We start from the raw sequence: 16,203 nt of genomic DNA on the forward strand, positions 1-16,203 counted from the left end.
GGGACACAACATGAGCAAGCGGACAACGGTGGCGTTCGCCACGGCTGGCGCGGTCGCCGGGGTGGTCGGGCTCGGCGTGTTGGCCATGCCCGCCGGCGCCGGGCCGAACCCGACGCTTCCCGAGATCAGCGCGGAACAGCTGGTCGAGTCGGTGTTCAAGGCCAGCCCGGCGGCGCTGGGCGGAACCGTGCAGGTGGAGAACAACCTGGGGCTGCCGAGCGGCCTGCCCAACATGCCCGCAGCGCTGTCCGGGGACAGCCGCGGCCAGGTGTGGACCGACGGGCAGGGTCGGGTCCGGGTGTCGCTGCCCAGTTCCGGCGGTGAGCTGAGCTACGTCAACGACGGCAGCACCAGCTGGCTGTGGGACTCGGCCGACCGCAGCGTCCGCAAGAGCGACAACGGCGCGGCGCGTGCCAGGCACGACCTGCCCGAGCTGGCCGACGCCGAGCACCAGGCCGAGCTGGCCAACCCGGTGAGCGCGGCCAAGCAGGTGGTCAGCGCGGTGCAGGAGTACAGCACGGTGGCGGTGGACGGCACGGCCACGGTGGCTGGCCGGTCCGCCTACGAGGTGGTGCTCACGCCCAAGCCGACCGAGCGCACCCTGCTGCGCGAGGTGCGGGTGGCGGTCGACGCCGAGCTGCGGCTGCCGCTGCGGTTCTCGGTGCTGGCCAACGGCACCGACCAGCCGGTGCTGCAGGTCGGGTTCAGCGAGCTGACCGTGGGCCAGCAGGACCCGGGCCTGTTCCAGTTCAGCGTGCCGGCCGGGGCCACGGTCACCGAGGAGGGCGCCGAACAGGACCAGCAGGACCAGCAGAAGCAGCAGGAGCAGCAGCGGCGGCACGAGCAGGCGCCGTTCCAGGCCTTCGGCTCGGGCTGGGACACCGTGCTCGCCGGCCGGATGCCCGCCGAGGCGCTCAGCGGCTCGCCGGACGCCCAGGACGCGGACGCCCAGGACGCGGACGGCCGGGATGCGGACGGCCGGGATGCGGACGCCCGGGGACAGAGCCCGGCCGCGCTGCTCAAGCAGGTCGGCAAGCAGGTCAGCGGCGAGTGGGGCCAGGGCGTGCTGGTGAGCACCGCGGTGGCCAACGCGCTGATCACCGACGACGGCCGGGTGGCCGTGGGCGCGGTGCCCGAGCAGGTGCTCGTCGAGACGATCGGGCAGCTCAAGTGACCACCGCGAGCACAGCACGCGTCGGGGTGGAGTCGGTTGCCGCCGGCTCCGCCCCGGCGTGGGCCGCCCGGACCACCGGGCTGCGCAAGGTCTACGGCTCGACCGTGGCCGTGGACCGGGTCGACCTGGCGGTGCCGCACGGCGCCGTGCTGGGCATGCTGGGGCCGAACGGGTCGGGCAAGACCACCACGATCCGGATGCTGCTCGGGCTGGTGACGCCCACCGAGGGTGCGGTCGAGCTGCTCGGCCAGCCGCTGCCCGGTGGTGCCGAGCGGGCCCTGCCGCACGTGGGCGCGCTGGTCGAGGGGCCGGGCTTCCACCCGTTCCTGTCCGGCCGGGAGAACCTGCGCCGCGCCGCCTCGGCCGAGCCGCTGCTGGCCACCGGCTCCATCAGGAGCGCGGTGCAGACGGCGCTGGACCGGGTCGGCCTGGCCGGTGCCGCCGACCGCCGCTACCGGGGCTACTCACTGGGCATGAAGCAGCGGCTGGGCCTGGCCGCCGCGCTGCTGGTGCCGCGCAAGCTGATCGTGCTGGACGAGCCGACCAACGGGTTGGACCCGGCGGGCACGCGGGAGATCCGGCAGGTGATCGCCGACCTGCACGCGGCCGGCACCACCGTGGTGGTGTCCTCGCACCTGCTCGCCGAGGTCGAGGCGACCTGCACGCACGTGGCCGTGCTGCGCCGGGGCACGGTGGTGGCGCAGGGCGCGCTGGCCGACCTGTTGCAGGCGGGCACGCCGGCGCTGCTGGTGTCCACCCCGCAGGTGACCGAGGCGCTCAACGCGCTGCGCGCCGCCCGCGTCTCGGCCCGCCAGGTCGCCGACGGGGTCCGGGTGGAGCTGATCGGCACCACCGCGCCGGCCGTGCTCGCCACCCTGGTGCACGCCGGGGTCGAGGTGCACGAGGCGCGCCGGCACCGCGACGGCCTGGAGGACGTGTTCGCCCGGCTGACCGAGTCGGAGACCACGGACAGGTCCACTGTGGACACTGTTGAGGAGGAGCAGCGATGACCGCCCCCACGGCCGCGAACACGGCCACCGACGTGAGTGCGGGCCCGGGCGCGGGGGTGGCGGACGCCACCGGTGCCGTGGTCGACGGGCGGCTGCGCGCGCCGCTGGGCCGGCTGCTCGGCTCGGAGCTGCGCTGGATGCTGCGCCGGCCCCGCACGCTGATCGCGCTCGGGCTGCTGGCCCTGGTGCCGGTGGTGATGGGCCTGGCCATGTCGCTGGCGCTCGGGGTCGGCATCGGCAGCGGGGACGGCGGGCCCGGCCCGGGCAACGCGCTGATCGGGCTGTTGTCCGGCAACGGGCTGGTGCTGCCGGTCTTCGTGCTGACGATGGCCCTCAACCTGCTGCTGCCGCTGGTCTCGTCGATGTGGGCGGCGGACGCGCTGGCCGGTGAGGCGAGCGTGGGCACGCTGCGCGGGCTGCTGCTGGCGCCGGTCGGCCGGGTGCGGCTGCTGGCGGTGAAGGCGTTCGGCGTCGCCACCGTGATCCTGTTCGCGGTGCTGCTGATGACGCTGGTCGCGGTCGTGTCCGGGATGGTGTTTCTCGGCGGCACCAGCCTGCTCACCCTGTCCGGCACCACCCTGCCGCTGGGGTCGGCGCTGGGCCGGCTCGCGCTGGCCGCGGCCTGGGTGACCGTGCAGCTGTGGGCGGTGGCCGCGGTGGCGCTGGCCATCTCGGCGTGCACCGACCACCCGCTGGTGGTGATGGCCGCGACCATGGCCGGCCTGATCACGTTCGCCGTGGTGTCCTCGCTGTCCTCGCTGCCCGCCCTGGAGTGGGTGCAGCCGTACCTGCTGTCCACCGGGTGGGAGTCGGTCGTGGACGTGATGCGCGACCCGCTGGTCACCGACGGGTTGCTGACCAGCACCCTGAAGGCCGGCTGCTACCTGGTGATCGGCCTGTCCCTGGCGCTGCTGCGGGTCACCACCCGCGACAACTGACCACGGGCTGACCAGCCCCGCTCCGGCCGGCCAGGGCAGCGCGCTCAGGGGGTGCGCACCGCCCTGGCCAATCCCACCCGTTCGAGTGATCCCCCTTACCCCATTCCCGCGAGTCGGGCGTTCGCGCAGCGCGTGTTGCACGTTCACGCAGGCCCATGTGGGCGATCCACCACCCACACGACGGTCCCCCAACCAGGGATGTCGTCACAGGCGCCACCCGTGTGTCCGATTCGCGCGGCGTCCCCACGGCACGCGCAGCACCTGGAGGTCACCGTGGCGTTTCCCGCGAACCCGCGGACACCCGCCGCCCCTCGGCAGCCCACCCCTCGACAGTCCGTCACCACACCGGCCGCCACCGCCCCGGCCGCCACCACACCAGCCGCCATCGCACCGCACGCCACCGCGGCCCGCCCCCGGTGGTGGCGGTACTGGCCCGGCTGGGCGCCACCCGCCGCCGCGGCCTGGGGTGTGCTGCACGCGGCCCTCCAGCTCGGCTGGGTGGCGACGGGCACCACCGTGCCGTGGACCGCGCACACGCCCTACCCGCCGGCCGTTCAACTGCTCCTCGCCGGTCTGGCCGTGCTGGCCGCGACCGCGGCGCTGGCCAGCACCCGGCAGTGGGGCCGGCCGGGCCGCACGGCGGTGGCCTCGGTGCTGGTCGTCGCGCTCCCGGTGTTCGGATCGGGCATGGTCGGCCTGCCGGTGCACCTCGTCCCGCTGGCCACCGGCGCCGGTCTGGAGAGCGCCACCGGACTGGCCCAGGTGCTCTCGCACACGGTCGGCACCGGGCTGCTGGCCCTGGTGGCCGTGGCCCACCGACGGCGGCTGCGCGGCAGGTGCCCGCGCTGCGGGCTGGCGCACCCGGACGGCACCGGCACCGGCCCGCTCGTGCACCCGGCCGCCGCCACCGCGCCGGCCCGCACCCGGGTGGCCGTCTACCTGCTCATGTGCGGACTGCTGCCGTGGGCGGGCGTCAAGACGGTCTGGACGCTGGGCGGCGACGCACTGGGCGTCACCGCCGAGGCGTGGCACGCGGCCAACGCGGACGCGGCGGGCCTGGGGCGGGCGCTCGCCTCGGTGGGGATCGACGTGACCGTGCTGGCCGCGCTGCTCGTGGTCGTCCTGCTGCTGGGCCTGACGCACCGGTGGGGCCAGGTGTTCCCCCGCTGGACCCTCGTGCTGGCCGGCCGGCGGGTGCCCCGGCTGCTGCCGTTGCTGCCGGCCTGGCTGACCGCGGTGGGGCTGTCCGCGTACGGGGCCTTCCTGGTGGTCCTCGCGCCGCTCAGCGCCGTGGGCGTGCTGCCCCGCCTGCCCCCCGCGGCGCCGTTCACCACCGCCTCGGGCATGACCTGGATGGTGGAGTTCGGCGGGCTGGCGTTCGCCGGCCTGGGGTTCGGGCTGGTCGTGGCCGCCCGCTCCTACGCCGTCCGCACCCGCCCCCGCTGCGCCACCACCACCGCGCCCGCCACCACCGCGCCTGCCCCCACCGCGCCTGCCCCCACGGCACCGGGCGCACCGAACCAGGGCGGATCGTCCCCTATCGGGTGAACACCCGTACTCCTTTCCCGCGAGTCGGGGGTTCGCGCAGCGCGTGTTGCACGTTCACGCAGGCCCGTGTGAGTGACTCGCCACCCACGCGACGGTCCCCCACACGTGCAGAACCCGCTCAGTCCACCCGGCCGGCCCGCAACCGGTCGCGCACCTCCATCAGGGCGAAGCCGAGCAGGTTCTGGCCCTGCCACGCCTCGGGCTCACCGGCCCGCTCGTCACCGGCGGCCAGGCCGATGCCCCAGATCCGGTCCAGCGGTGACGCCTCCACCAGCACCCGGTCGCCGGTGCCGAGCAGGAACGCGCGCAGCTCGGCGTGCTGGCCGAACTTGGCCAGGTTGCCGGCGACCACGATCTCGAACCGCCGGTCCACCCACCGCTGCTCGACGAACCCGCGCACCTGCCGGCCCAGTGCCTTGGCCTCGCCCGGGTGCGCGGCCCGGCGGATGCGCGCCGCCGTCTCGGTGTCGCCGAACAGCTCGGCCTTGGCCGCCATCATGTGGTGCTCGGCCGACGGGTAGGTGTGGCCGCCCACGGTGAACTCCGCCGGCCACCACTGGCTCAGGCAGCTCGCGCCCACGTCCCGCCCTGGCTGGTGCCCCCAGAAGAACACGTACTTCGGCCGCACCCCGGCCCGGATCACCGCCAGCAGGTCGGCGACCGCGCGCACCTCGCCCACCGCGCTCGTCATGCCCCTGTTCTAGCAACCGACGCCGCGATCGGCAGCTGGATTACCCCGCGATCGGCGGCTGGTTCACGCCGGCAGCACGGCCACCCCGTCCGCGTCCAGGACCAGCCGCACCCGCTGGCCGGGCGCTGGCGCGTCCACCACCGGCGCCACCGCGTCCACAGTGGACGGAACGGAAGGGGCGTCCACATCGGACAGCCGCACCAGCAGGCGGACGTGGTCGCGCCGGTGCACCCGCTGCACCACCTCACCGCGCACCGGACCGGCCTCGGCCAGCCGCAGCGCCGTGGCGCGCAATCCCAGCCGCACCGGCCCGTCCGGCACACCAGCACCGACCTCCACCGCACCGAGCGCGCTGTCGGCCACGCCGGCACGCACCCGCGCGGGCAGCAGCGCGGCGCAGCCCAGGAACGCGGCCACGTCCGCGTCGGCCGGCCGGCGCCACACCCGCTCGGGCGGACCCACCTGGCGGATCCGGCCGCGCTGCATCACCGCGACCCGGTCGGCCAGGGTGAACGCCTCGTCGTGGTCGTGCGTCACCACCAGCGCCGTGGTGCTGGTCTCACGCAGCAGCCGGGCCAGGTCGACGGCCAGCTGCTCACGCAGTGCCCGGTCCAAAGCGGACAGTGGCTCGTCCAGCAGCAGCAGCCGTGGCCGCGGCGCCAACGCCCTGGCCAGCGCCACCCGCTGCTGCTCACCGCCGGACAGCTCGGTGACCCGCCGCCGCTCGTAGCCGGCCAGGCCCACCAGCTCCAGCAGCTCACCCACCCGCCGGGCCCGGTCCGCGGCCGGCTCGCGCCGCATCCGCAGTCCGAACGCGACATTGCCGGCCACGTCCCGGTGCGGGAACAGCTGCCCGTCCTGGAACACCAGCCCGAAGCCGCGCCGGTGCACCGGCACCCCGGCCAGGTCGACACCGTCCCAGTCGACCCGGCCCCCGGCCGGCCGCTCCAGCCCGGCCACCGCGCGCAGCAGCGTGGACTTGCCGCACCCGGACGGGCCGAGCAGCGCCACCACCTCGCCGTCGGTCACCGACAGGTCCACTTCGGACACCGCGGTCACCGACCCGTACCGCACGCTCACGCCACGCAGTTCCAACGACATCGGCTCAGAACTCCCCCACCGCGCCGGCGCCGCGTGGCACCCGCAACCGCTCGACCAACACCACCGCGGCCGCGGTCACCAGCATCAGCAGGGTGCACGCGGCATAGGCCATCTGGCTGTTCAGCTCACCGGGTCGACTGATCAGCCGACCGATCGCCACCGGGAGGGTGGGCGCGTCCGGGCGCGCCAGGAAGCTGGTCGCGCCGAACTCGCCCAGCGCCACCACGTAGCCGAACCCGGCGGCGGCCAGCAGGGTGCGGCCGGCCATGGGCAGGTCCACCTCCCGCCACACCCGCCACGGGCCGGCGCCCAGGGTGGCCGCGGCCTGGCGCAGCCGCACGTCCACGGCGCGCAGCACCGGCAGCACCATCCGCACCACCAGCGGTGTGATCACCAGCGCCTGGGCCAGCGGCACCAGCACCGGTGAGGTGCGCAGGTCACCGGGCAGCGCGTCCATGGTCACCAGGTAGCCGAAACCCACGGTCACCGCGGAGATGCCCAGCGGCAGCATCAGCACGGTGTCCATGGCGTCGGCCAGGCCGGCCCTGGCCCGCGAGCGGCCCAGCGTCACCAGCACCACGGCCGACCACACGCCCAGCACCAGCGCCAGCGCGGTGGCGTCGGTGGCGGCGCGCAGCGAGTTCACCGCGGCGTCCACACCGGACACCGCGAGGGTGTTCTGGTGGCCGCGGCCGGCCAGCGCGCGGTAGCCGGCCAGGGTCCAGCCGTGCGCGCCGGACAGTGAGCGCACCACCAGCCCGGCCACCGGCACCAGCAGCGCGACCACCACCGCGAACGCCGCCGCCACCACCGTCCACTCGGCACCGACCGGCCGCCGCGCGGTCTCCGTCCGGCCGCGCAGCCGCAGCGCGGTCTCCCGCCGCCGCCGGGCCAGCACGCCCACCCCGAGCGCGGCCAGCACCGCCGCGAACTGCAGCAGGGACAGGGCGGCCGCGCCGGACAGGTCGAACAGCTCCACGGTGCGCAGGTAGATCTCGGTCTCCAGGGTGCGGTAGCGGGCACCGCCGAGCATCAGCACCACCCCGAAACTGGTGGCGCAGAACAGGAACACCACGGCCGCGGCCGACCCGATCGCCGGGGCCAGCGCGGGCAGCACCACCGAGGTGAACGCCCGCCAGCGGGTGGCGCCCAGCGCGCGGGCCGCGTCCTCGGCGCGCCGGTCGGTGTGCGCCCACAGCCCGCCCACGGTCCTGGCCACCACGGCCACGTTGAAGAACGCGTTGGCCAGCACGATGCCCAGCACGCCGCCGTCCGGCCACAGCGCGCGGAACGCCAGCCCCACCACCACGGTGGGCAGCACGAACGGCACCATCACCAGCACCCGCACCAGCCCGACCCCGGGCACGGCGCAGCGGGCCAGCAGGAACGCCACGGGCAGCCCGGCGAGCAGCGCCACCAGCGTGGCCGCGGCGGCCTGGCCGACGGTGAACGCCACCAGCCGCCAGGTCTGGCCGGCGCCCAGCGCGGTGAGCACGCCGCCGTCGCGCACGCCCAGCCCGAGGATGGCCAGCACCGGCCAGGCGAAGAACACCCCGAGGAAGGCCAGCGGCGGCAGCGCGGCCAGCGCCAGCCACCAGCCGCCGCGCCGGGTCGTCCCCGCGCGCCCGGCGCGCCCGGTCAGCCCTGCATCAGGGTGCGCCACCGCGCCACCCACCGCTCGCGGTTGGCCTGCACCTGGCTGCCGGGCAGGGTGGTCGACGACCGCGGCTGCGGCGCGGCCTTGGCCCACGACTCGGGCAGGGCCACGCCCTCCCGCGCCGGGTAGACGTACATCGACTCGGGCACGGTGGCCTGGAACTTCTCCGACAGCAGGAAGTCCACGACCTTGCCGGCGTCCTCGGCGTGCTTGCTGCCGGCGAGCACGCCCGCGTACTCGACCTGCTGGTAGCAGGTGTCGAGCAGGGCCTTGGTGCGCGGGTTGCCGGCGTCGTCGAGTTCCGCGGCCGGCGAGGACGCGTAGGAGACCACCAGGGGCCGCGCGCCGTGCCCGGCCGAGCCGGAGAAGTCCTGGTTGTAGGACTCCTCCCAGCCGGCGTCGACCTTGACCCCGTTGGCCTTCAGCTTCGTCCAGTAGTCGACCCAGCCGTTCTCGCCGGTGCTGGCGATGGTGCCGAGCAGGAACGCCAGCCCGGGTGAGGAGGTCGCCGGGTCCTGCACCACCAGCAGGTCCCGGTAGCGGGGGTCGGTCAGGTCGGCGAAGCTGGTCGGCTCGGGCACGCCGTGCTCGGTGAACCAGCGGCTGTCCGCGTTCACGCACACGTCGCCCGCGTCCACCGCGGTGAGCCGGTGGGTGTCGTCCACGGCGTAGCGCTGCGGCCCCTTGTCCGCCTCCGGACTGGTGTACGGCTGGAACACGCCCTGCTCCAGCGCGCGGGACGCGAACGTGGAGTCCACGCCGAAGGCCACGTCGCCGATCGGGTTGTCCTTGGTGAGCACCAGCTTGTTGGTCAGCGCGCCCGCGTCGCCGCTCTGCTGCACCTCGATGTGGATGCCGGTGTCGCGCTGGAACTCGTCCAGCAGGGCCTGGTCGGCCTGGAACGAGTCGTGGGTGACCAGGGTGACCGTGCGGGTGCCGGCCGCCTCGCTCTGCTGGGCGCCGCCGCCGGCCAGCGAACAGCCGGCGAGCAGGACGAGGCTGGCGGCCAGCGCGCCGGTCGCGACCACGCGCGTGGTGCTCCTGCTGACTTTGCTGCTGCCGGAAACGGCGGACACAACCCCTCCTGGTGACGTGGTCGCGCGCGCGTTCCGTCACCGTGGCCTCCCTGCGCGGGCATTACCCCGATCAGGTGTGGACGGTCGAAGGCCGCACGCGCCTTCCTCTCAGCCCAGCGCACCGGGCTCCCGTGGCGAACGCCGAGCTTACGCCCTCACTCCCGGTGTCCGCGCTTGCGCGCGTCGCTCGCGCGCACCAGCGATCAGGACCACCATGGACGCATGGCCGAACTGCTGACCGACGATCAGATCAACACCGCCCTCGGCACGTTGCCGGAATGGCGCAGCGAGGGCACGGCGCTGGTGCGTGTCGCGGAGCTGGCCAGCTTTGCGCAGGCCATCCAGGTGGTGAACCGGGTGGCCGAGGTCGCCGAGAACGACAACCACCACCCGGACATCACCATCAGCTGGCGCACCCTGACCTTCCGGTGCAGTACCCACTCGGCGGGCGGGGTGACCTCGGCGGACGTCTCCCTCGCCGAGGAGATCGACAACGTGCTGGACGTGATCTCCGGCACGTGACCGCCAGCCGCCCGGGCGGGGGTCATCAGCCCCCGGCCGGGCTGGCCTGGTTCGCGGCCGACCCGGCCGGCGCCCCGGCCGGGGAGAGCACGCCGGCGCCCACCGGACCCCGCCGGGCGAGGGCGACCGTGACCAGGGTGAGCAGGCCGCAGGCCGGGTAGACCCAGCCCAGCGCCGACTCGTACCAGGGCCGCGGGATGACCCAGATGGACTCCTGCATGATCAGCAGCAGCGAGATCAGGAAGCTGCCGACCGCGGCCAGCCACAGCACCGCGGTGACCGCGCGCAGCACCGGCGCGCCCGCGCCGCCGTAGAGCAGCCACACCAGCGCCGGCAGCATCCACACCCAGTGGTGGCTCCACGAGATCGGCGACACCAGCAGCCCGAACACCTGCACGGACAGGATGGCGGCGAGCTGGTCGCCGGCCCGCAGCGCCGCGCGCAGCGCGAACCCGAGCAGCACCGCGGCCGCGGCGACGGCGACCAGCCACACCGGGCCCGTGCCCACGTCGTGGCCGAGCGTGCGGGACAGCGCGCCGCGCAGCGACTGGTTGATGGCCGACCCCACCGGGCCGACCCGGCTGGCGTCGGTGCCCACCTCGAACCAGAAGGTGTTGGCCTGGCCCGGGTTGACCAGGTAGCCAAGGCCCACGGTGGCCAGGAACACGCCCACCGACCAGGCCGCCGCCGCGAAGCGCCGCCTGGCCAGCAGGTACAGCCCGGAGACGGCCGGGGTGAGCTTGACGCCGGCGGTCAGGCCGATGCCCAGGCCGGACACCCACGGCCGGGCACTGGCCATGCTGGCCAGCAGGATCGCGGCCAGCAGCAGGTTGATCTGCCCGTAGTTGAGCGTGGTGCGCACCGGCTCGGTCCAGATCGCCAGCGCGGTCCACAGCATCGCCCGCCGCCGCCACACCTGCTCGTCCACAGTGGACTCCCGGTCGGGGAGACCGCGGCCGGCGGACCCGCCGGCGGGGCCCAGGCGCGCGGCGGCCAACCGGGTCGCCGCGCGCACCAGCCACCACAGGCAGGCCAGCGACAGCAGCTGCCAGAACCAGCGCGCCACCGCCCAGGACACCCAGGACAGCGGGACGAACACCAGCGCGGCGAACGGCGGGTAGGTGAACGGCAGGGCGAACTGGTCGGAGAACTCGCTCAGCCGCCAGTCGTAGAGGTGGTCGGTGAACAGCTGCGGCGCGCCGCCGCGGTAGACCCGCAGGTCGATCATGGTCATCTTGGCCTGCAGGGCCACCATCAGCAGGTGCCCGGCCATGGACGCGGCCATCAGCCACGGGGCCAGGGCAAGGACGCGAGCCTCGACGGCACGCAGGTTCACGCGCACTCCTTAACTCGAAACCGGCCGGGCACTCGGCCCCGGCCGCACGGCCCCGGCCCGCGCGGCGTCACTCGGGTGGGCGGCAACGGCACCCACCGTACCCACCACCGCATTCGGAACTCCATCGCAGGCCACCGCCTCGGGGTTAGCCGATTTCCCCGATTTTGTGAACTATCCGACTTCGGGAGCACATCGTGGGTACTCGAACGTCATGACAGGTGGGAGCCCGCATCGCCGCGGTCCGCCAGCTGTGCGGCCCTGATCACACCTCCCGGCCAGCCCACTGGCCGGAAACCCAGTTATGGCGGCTCTGCCCTGGCCGCGCCAGGTGAGCCGCCCACAACGACCGAAAAGGGGGACAAGTGAAGACCGTCCATGCCCCGACCACGGGGCGCACCATCCGGCACCGGCTCCGGTCCGTGATCGCGATCGCCGGCACACTGGTGGTGTTGTTGCTGACCGGTTCCGCGTTCGCCCATGCCGCGCCCGCCGAGACAACGCATCAGGCCAGCGTGGCGGCGTCCCACTCGAACTGGGACATCGTCGTCGGCGGCATGGCCGCCATGGCCATGCTCGCCACGGCTGGCGCCGTGCTCTGGGCCGCCGCCAAGGGCCGGCACGCCGAGCCGTAAGGCGTAAACCACGAGCGATCCGGCCACCCTCCACAGTGGCCAGTCGGGCGGTCCGCCCGTCATCCAGTTCCCACCCGGGCGGACCGCCCACCACCTCATCCCGGCTCTGCCATGCGGCGTCGCCGATCCAGGCAGCGTGATCAGCGAGGGCACCCGGGTCTCCCCGGGCCGCCCCCGCTGTCATCTGCCAGCCACCAGCGTCAGCCGGACTGGCGGGCGCGGTGGTTGTCGTACTTGCGGACGGCGAAGTCGTGGGCCTCGGCGAGCAGCGGCCTGATGTCCGCCATGGTCGCCTCGCTCGGGTTCACCACGCTCACCCAGTGCTGGCCGGCGTAGATCGGGTGCGGCGTCAGCCTGTCCCGCTCCGCGTAGTCGAAGCCGGTGTCGAACACGCCGTGCTCGTCGGGGTGCTTGGGCGCGGCACCGAACAACGCCGTGTAGGTGGCCCTGGTCAGGCCGATGTTCAACCGGTAGGCGCCGGGCTCGCTCAGGTTCGAGACGCTGTCGTAGGTGTCACCGGTCACGATCGTCGCGAACGGCATCTGGCGCTCGGGCGGCAGATCGCTCTCGGGGTCGTAGAGGAAGAACGTGTCGCCGTTGGCCTCCAGCGTCCTGATCCCGGCAAAGGTCTCGCGGATGTAGCGCGTGATCTGGTCGGCGTCCACGCCAGTCGTCCCTTCGGGGTCGGAAAACCTACCCTTCAATCGTTTCATTGAACTACCCAGTGAGACTTCCTCAGAAGAGCAGCTGGATGGGACTGGCGCATCAGCCGAAAACCATCAAACCGCAGGTAAGGTGGGTGAGTACGGTCGAGCGGCCGCTCAGCAGGGCTGGAGCGCCGGGAGCCGGTCCGCGAAGAACGCCGCCGGTGGGACGGCCAGCATGCGGCGGAACTCGGCGGTCATGTGCGACTGGTCGTAGTAGCCGGTGGTGGTGGCGAGTTCCGCCAGGCGCGTGGCGTGGGTGCGGCCGGCGGTGAGCGCGTGGCGGAGGCGGGTGATGCGGGCGAACGCCTTGGGCGACAGCCCGGAGCCCTCGGTGAACAGGTCGCGCAGGTGGCGTTCGCTGACGGCCAGAGCCCGCGCGAGGTCGGGCAGGCGCGCCGGCCGCTGGGCGGACAGCGCCGTGGCCGCGGTGCGGACGAGCCGGGCCTGGGTCAGGTTCTCCGCCGGCTGCGTGCTGAGGCGGGTGCGCACGGCCGCCTCCAGGTGCGCGCGGATCAGGCCGGGGTCGCCGTCGAGACCGGCCAGCCGCCGCTCCAGCCGGGCTCCGGCGGCACCCCACAGGTCGGCCAGCGGTGTCACCCGGTCCACCAGCGCGCGGACCGGCACCCCGAGCAGGGGCGCGGCGGCGCCGGGCCGCAGCCGGGCCCGCAGGCAGACGGGCAGGCGCTTGCCGGTGTGGTAGGACGCCCGGGTGCGCGGGCCGACCACCAGCAGGTCGGTGCGGCCGGCCGCCGTGGTGCGGAACACCAGCGCCGTGGCGGTGTCCGGCAGGTGCACGACCCGCTCGCCGGTGGTGCCGCTCAGGTCGTGGATCTCGGCAATCACCGCTGTGGGCTCCCCACGGTCCCGATCGCACGCCAGTGGCGTGCCGATTCTTCCTAGAGCTGGTGCTGGGCGCGCTGCCAGCCTGGCCCCCATGATCCTCATCACGGGTGCCACCGGCACCATCGGGAGTGACGTGGTCCGGCTGCTCGCGGCCAGCGGCGAGCAGGTGCGGGCGATGGTGCGGACCCCGGCGAAGGCCGCGACCCTGCCCGCCGGGGTCGAGGTCGTGCGGGCGGACTTCACCGACCCCACGTCGCTGGTGACCGCGGCCGAGGGCGCCACCACGGTGTTCCTGCTGACCGCACCGGGCCCGCAGGTGGCGCGGCACGACACCGCGATGCTCACGGCGGCGCGGTCGGCCGGCGTGCGCAAGGTGGTCAAGCTCTCGGCGATCGGCACCGGCGACACCTCCGCCGCCGAGGTCGGGAACTGGCACCTCCCGGGCGAGCAGGCCGTCCGCTCCAGCGGCCTGGCCTGGACGGTGCTGCGGCCCTCCAGCTTCGCGTCCAACGCCCTGCGCTGGGCCGACGCGATCCGCGCCGGCGCACCCGTCCCGAACCCGACGGGAACCGGCGCCCAGGGCGTCATCGACCCCCGGGACGTGGCCGAGGTGGCGGCGCGGGCCCTGACCTCAGCCGACCACGACGGGCACGTGCACACCCTGACCGGTCCGGAACTGCTGAGCGTGCCCGACATGGCCGCACAGCTGGGTCGGGTCCTCGGCCGCGCCATCGACACCGTTGACCTGCCGCTGGAGCGCTACCGCGAGCAACTGGTCGCGGCCGGGCTGGCCCCCGCCTTCGTCGAGACCGCCGTCAGCGGGGCACGCCTGGTCGCGCGGGGCGGCAACGCCGTCGTGACCGGTGATGTCGAGCGCGTGCTGGGCCGGCCGGCCCGCACCTTCGCCGCCTGGGCGCAGGACCACCGCGCCGCCTTCACCGGCTGACGCACGTCAGCGCTGGACCCGGGCACGGGCCAGCGGAGCAGGGCGCCATAGGAACTCCCTATGGCGCCCACTGGTATTTCGTCTTTGCTTCTCGCGCATTTCCGGACGTACCGTGAAACAGCGCTCGACGAGATGATTACCGCGATTTATCCGCAGCTTGACGCGCTGCGCACGTCGTTGTTTCTTCCGTCGGGCGGACGAACGGAATTGGCGTCAACGGCATTTCGGAAACGCCGGTTCCGAGCACGAAGAACTCATCAGTTCGCGCGAGAGGACAGAGGAATCCTGACATGGGTGAGTACAGCGGCAAGAACGTGGTGATCACGGGTGGCGGCAGCGGAATCGGGTTCGGGATCGCCCAACTGCTGGTGGACCGGGGCGCGCGCGTGCTGATCACCGGTCGTTCCCAGGCCACGCTCGACGCCGCGCGGGAGCGGCTCGGCGAGAGCGCGGTGACCGTCCGGGGTGACGTGGCCGCACTGTCCGATCTGGACGCGCTGGCCGACCGGGCGCGGGGCGAATTCGGCACGCTGCACGCCCTGTTCGTCAACGCCGGCATCGTCCGCAACGTGCCCTTCGAGTCGATGACCGAGCAGGTGTACGACGAACTGTTCGAGATCAACGTCAAGGGCGCCTACTTCACCGTGCAGAAGCTCGCCCCGCTGTTGAGCACGAATGCGGGCATCGTCCTCACCACCTCGGTCGCCAACGTCATCGGCATGCCGGCGATCAGTGCCTACGCGGCCGGCAAGGCGGCGCTGCGCTCGATGGCCCGCAGCCTCGCCCGCGAGCTGCTTCCGCGCGGGATCCGGGTCAACGCGGTCAGCCCCGGTCCCGTGGAGACGGGAATCCTGGCGAACGCGATGACCGAGGAGGCCGCCGAGCAGCTCAGGACGCAGCTGGCCGCGGACAACCCGATGGGGCGCTTCGGCACCCCCGAGGAGGTCGCCAGGGCGGCCGCGTTCCTCGCCTTCGACGCCACCTACACCACCGGCGCCGAGCTGGCCGTGGACGGCGGCGTCAGCCAGCTCTGACGCCAGCGGCGGGCGGGATCGGCTGGGAGAACACCGGCGCGCCGTCCGGACGCCCGCGCGGGGACGGCGTCTCGCACCAGGTCTGCTGACGCAGCAGGTCGAGCAGGGCCGTCTCCGCCGGGCCGGCACCGGGCCGGATCGCGGCGACGACGGGTTGGGACACGGCCGGGAACACCGGGCGCACGAGGTGGCAGTGACCGTGCGGCACCGCGGAGACCGGGACGAGCGTCACCCCCAGCCCGTGGGCGGCCCAGCGCACCGCCGTCGCCGTCTGGGACACCCGGGCGACCGTGGTCGGCGCCAGCCCGTTGTCCCGCAGCACGTCCCGCAGCACGCCGTCGAGCGCGCTGTCGCGGTCGAACCGCACCCACGGCTCCCCCGCCAGGTCGCCCAGCTCGACCCGGTCCGCGGCGAGCAGCCGGTGCCCCTCACCCAGCACCACGACGAACTCCTCGGCGCCGAGGCGGTGGCCCTCGTACGGGCCTTCCTCGCACAGCGTGGCCATCAGGGCGAGATCCAGCACGCCCTGGCGCGCCAGCCGCTCCAGCTCGGCGACGTTCGGCTCCTCGAAGACGGTGACCTCCAGCCGGGGGAAGCGGCGGCGCAGCGCGGCCAGCGCGTCCGGCAGCTGCCGCGCGCCCAGGCCCATCTGCGCCGTCACCACCAGCTCGCCCACCAGCTCGTCGGCACCGGCCCGCGCCGTGGCCCGCGCCCGCCGCCACGCGCTCACCGCGACCTCCGCCTCCCGCAGGAACGCGCGGCCGACCACGGTGGGCACCAGTCCGGTCGGCGTGCGGGCGAACAGCGTCACGCCGAGTTCCCGCTCCAGGCTGCGGATCTGCTGGGACACCGACGGCTGCGCGACGTGCAGCCGCTCCGCCGCCGCCGTCACCGAACCCTCCTCGGCGACGGCCAGGGCGTACTCGTACTGGCGAAGGCTCATCGGCTCCCGTCCCCTCCCTCGTTCGGGGGTTACAACACGGGAGGC

General features: G+C 74.1%; 16 protein-coding genes and 1 riboswitch. Of the genes, 8 read left to right on the forward strand and 8 right to left on the reverse strand.

The window, feature by feature from the left end; genetic code table 11:
- Positions 1-10: 10 nt before the first annotated feature.
- The 4 genes from LX83_RS12580 (at position 11) to LX83_RS12595 (ending at position 4,670) form a co-directional block, all read left to right on the forward strand.
- Positions 11-1,174 carry a LolA family protein gene (locus LX83_RS12580; protein WP_253770638.1) on the forward strand — a complete coding sequence of 388 codons (1,164 nt, stop codon included), beginning with the start codon at positions 11-13 and terminating at the stop codon, positions 1,172-1,174.
- Positions 1,171-2,184, forward strand: coding sequence for an ABC transporter ATP-binding protein (locus tag LX83_RS12585; protein ID WP_253770640.1), 1,014 nt, complete (start codon positions 1,171-1,173; stop codon positions 2,182-2,184). Before LX83_RS12580 ends, LX83_RS12585 begins: the two co-directional genes overlap by 4 nt.
- Entirely contained in the window at positions 2,181-3,122 is a 942-nt protein-coding gene (locus LX83_RS12590; protein WP_253770642.1) for an ABC transporter permease, read from the forward strand. The genes LX83_RS12585 and LX83_RS12590 overlap by 4 nt, the downstream gene beginning before the upstream one ends.
- 273 nt (positions 3,123-3,395) lie before the next feature.
- The gene (locus LX83_RS12595; RefSeq protein ID WP_253770643.1) at positions 3,396-4,670 is read left to right on the forward strand and encodes a hypothetical protein; all 1,275 of its coding nucleotides are present in this window, start codon (positions 3,396-3,398) and stop codon (positions 4,668-4,670) included.
- Positions 4,671-4,788: 118 nt separating this feature from the next.
- Here the strand turns inward: LX83_RS12595 and LX83_RS12600 are convergent, their stop codons facing one another.
- From LX83_RS12600 to LX83_RS12615, 4 genes are all read right to left on the reverse strand, one after another.
- A complete protein-coding gene (locus tag LX83_RS12600; protein ID WP_253770645.1) occupies positions 4,789-5,361 on the reverse strand; it encodes an NADAR family protein in 573 nt (190 codons plus the stop codon).
- 63 nt (positions 5,362-5,424) lie between these two features.
- On the reverse strand, positions 5,425-6,462 hold the full coding sequence (locus tag LX83_RS12605; protein WP_253770646.1) for an ABC transporter ATP-binding protein: 1,038 nt from the start codon (positions 6,460-6,462) through the stop codon (positions 5,425-5,427).
- Between the two features lie 4 nt (positions 6,463-6,466).
- Complete coding sequence (locus tag LX83_RS12610) at positions 6,467-8,125, reverse strand: ABC transporter permease (RefSeq protein ID WP_407649539.1); 1,659 nt, start codon at positions 8,123-8,125, stop codon at positions 6,467-6,469.
- Positions 8,101-9,195 (reverse strand): thiamine ABC transporter substrate-binding protein, encoded by a 1,095-nt coding sequence (locus LX83_RS12615; protein WP_407649540.1) that lies wholly within the window; start codon positions 9,193-9,195, stop codon positions 8,101-8,103. Before LX83_RS12615 ends, LX83_RS12610 begins: the two co-directional genes overlap by 25 nt.
- Positions 9,196-9,225: 30 nt before the next feature.
- Positions 9,226-9,338: riboswitch (TPP riboswitch) on the reverse strand.
- A 79-nt stretch (positions 9,339-9,417) separates the two neighbouring features.
- Between LX83_RS12615 and LX83_RS12620 the strand changes: the two genes are divergently transcribed.
- The gene (locus LX83_RS12620; protein ID WP_253770648.1) at positions 9,418-9,717 is read left to right on the forward strand and encodes a 4a-hydroxytetrahydrobiopterin dehydratase; all 300 of its coding nucleotides are present in this window, start codon (positions 9,418-9,420) and stop codon (positions 9,715-9,717) included.
- Between the two features lie 25 nt (positions 9,718-9,742).
- Here the strand turns inward: LX83_RS12620 and LX83_RS12625 are convergent, their stop codons facing one another.
- The gene (locus tag LX83_RS12625; RefSeq protein ID WP_253770650.1) at positions 9,743-11,053 is read right to left on the reverse strand and encodes a mannosyltransferase; all 1,311 of its coding nucleotides are present in this window, start codon (positions 11,051-11,053) and stop codon (positions 9,743-9,745) included.
- A gap of 362 nt (positions 11,054-11,415) precedes the next feature.
- On the opposite strand from LX83_RS12625, the gene LX83_RS12630 reads away from it, so the two are divergent.
- Entirely contained in the window at positions 11,416-11,685 is a 270-nt protein-coding gene (locus LX83_RS12630) for a hypothetical protein (RefSeq protein WP_253770652.1), read from the forward strand.
- 200 nt (positions 11,686-11,885) lie between these two features.
- Here LX83_RS12630 and LX83_RS12635 read toward each other — a convergent pair whose 3' ends face one another.
- Positions 11,886-12,350: a DUF6194 family protein gene (locus LX83_RS12635; protein WP_253770654.1), complete on the reverse strand. Its 465-nt coding sequence runs from the start codon at positions 12,348-12,350 to the stop codon at positions 11,886-11,888.
- A 156-nt stretch (positions 12,351-12,506) separates the two neighbouring features.
- A complete protein-coding gene (locus LX83_RS12640; protein ID WP_253770656.1) occupies positions 12,507-13,235 on the reverse strand; it encodes a helix-turn-helix transcriptional regulator in 729 nt (242 codons plus the stop codon).
- A gap of 91 nt (positions 13,236-13,326) precedes the next feature.
- Here LX83_RS12640 and LX83_RS12645 point away from each other — a divergent pair, with 91 nt between their 5' ends.
- A complete protein-coding gene (locus LX83_RS12645; RefSeq protein ID WP_253770658.1) occupies positions 13,327-14,181 on the forward strand; it encodes an SDR family oxidoreductase in 855 nt (284 codons plus the stop codon).
- Between the two features lie 290 nt (positions 14,182-14,471).
- Positions 14,472-15,215 (forward strand): glucose 1-dehydrogenase, encoded by a 744-nt coding sequence (locus tag LX83_RS12650; protein WP_253770659.1) that lies wholly within the window; start codon positions 14,472-14,474, stop codon positions 15,213-15,215.
- Here LX83_RS12650 and LX83_RS12655 read toward each other — a convergent pair.
- A complete protein-coding gene (locus LX83_RS12655; protein ID WP_253770671.1) occupies positions 15,202-16,158 on the reverse strand; it encodes a LysR family transcriptional regulator in 957 nt (318 codons plus the stop codon). The genes LX83_RS12650 and LX83_RS12655 overlap by 14 nt on opposite strands.
- Positions 16,159-16,203: the final 45 nt, after the last annotated feature.

It is taken from the genome of Goodfellowiella coeruleoviolacea (genome assembly GCF_024171785.1).
Taxonomy (GTDB): Bacteria; Actinomycetota; Actinomycetes; order Mycobacteriales; family Pseudonocardiaceae; genus Goodfellowiella; species Goodfellowiella coeruleoviolacea.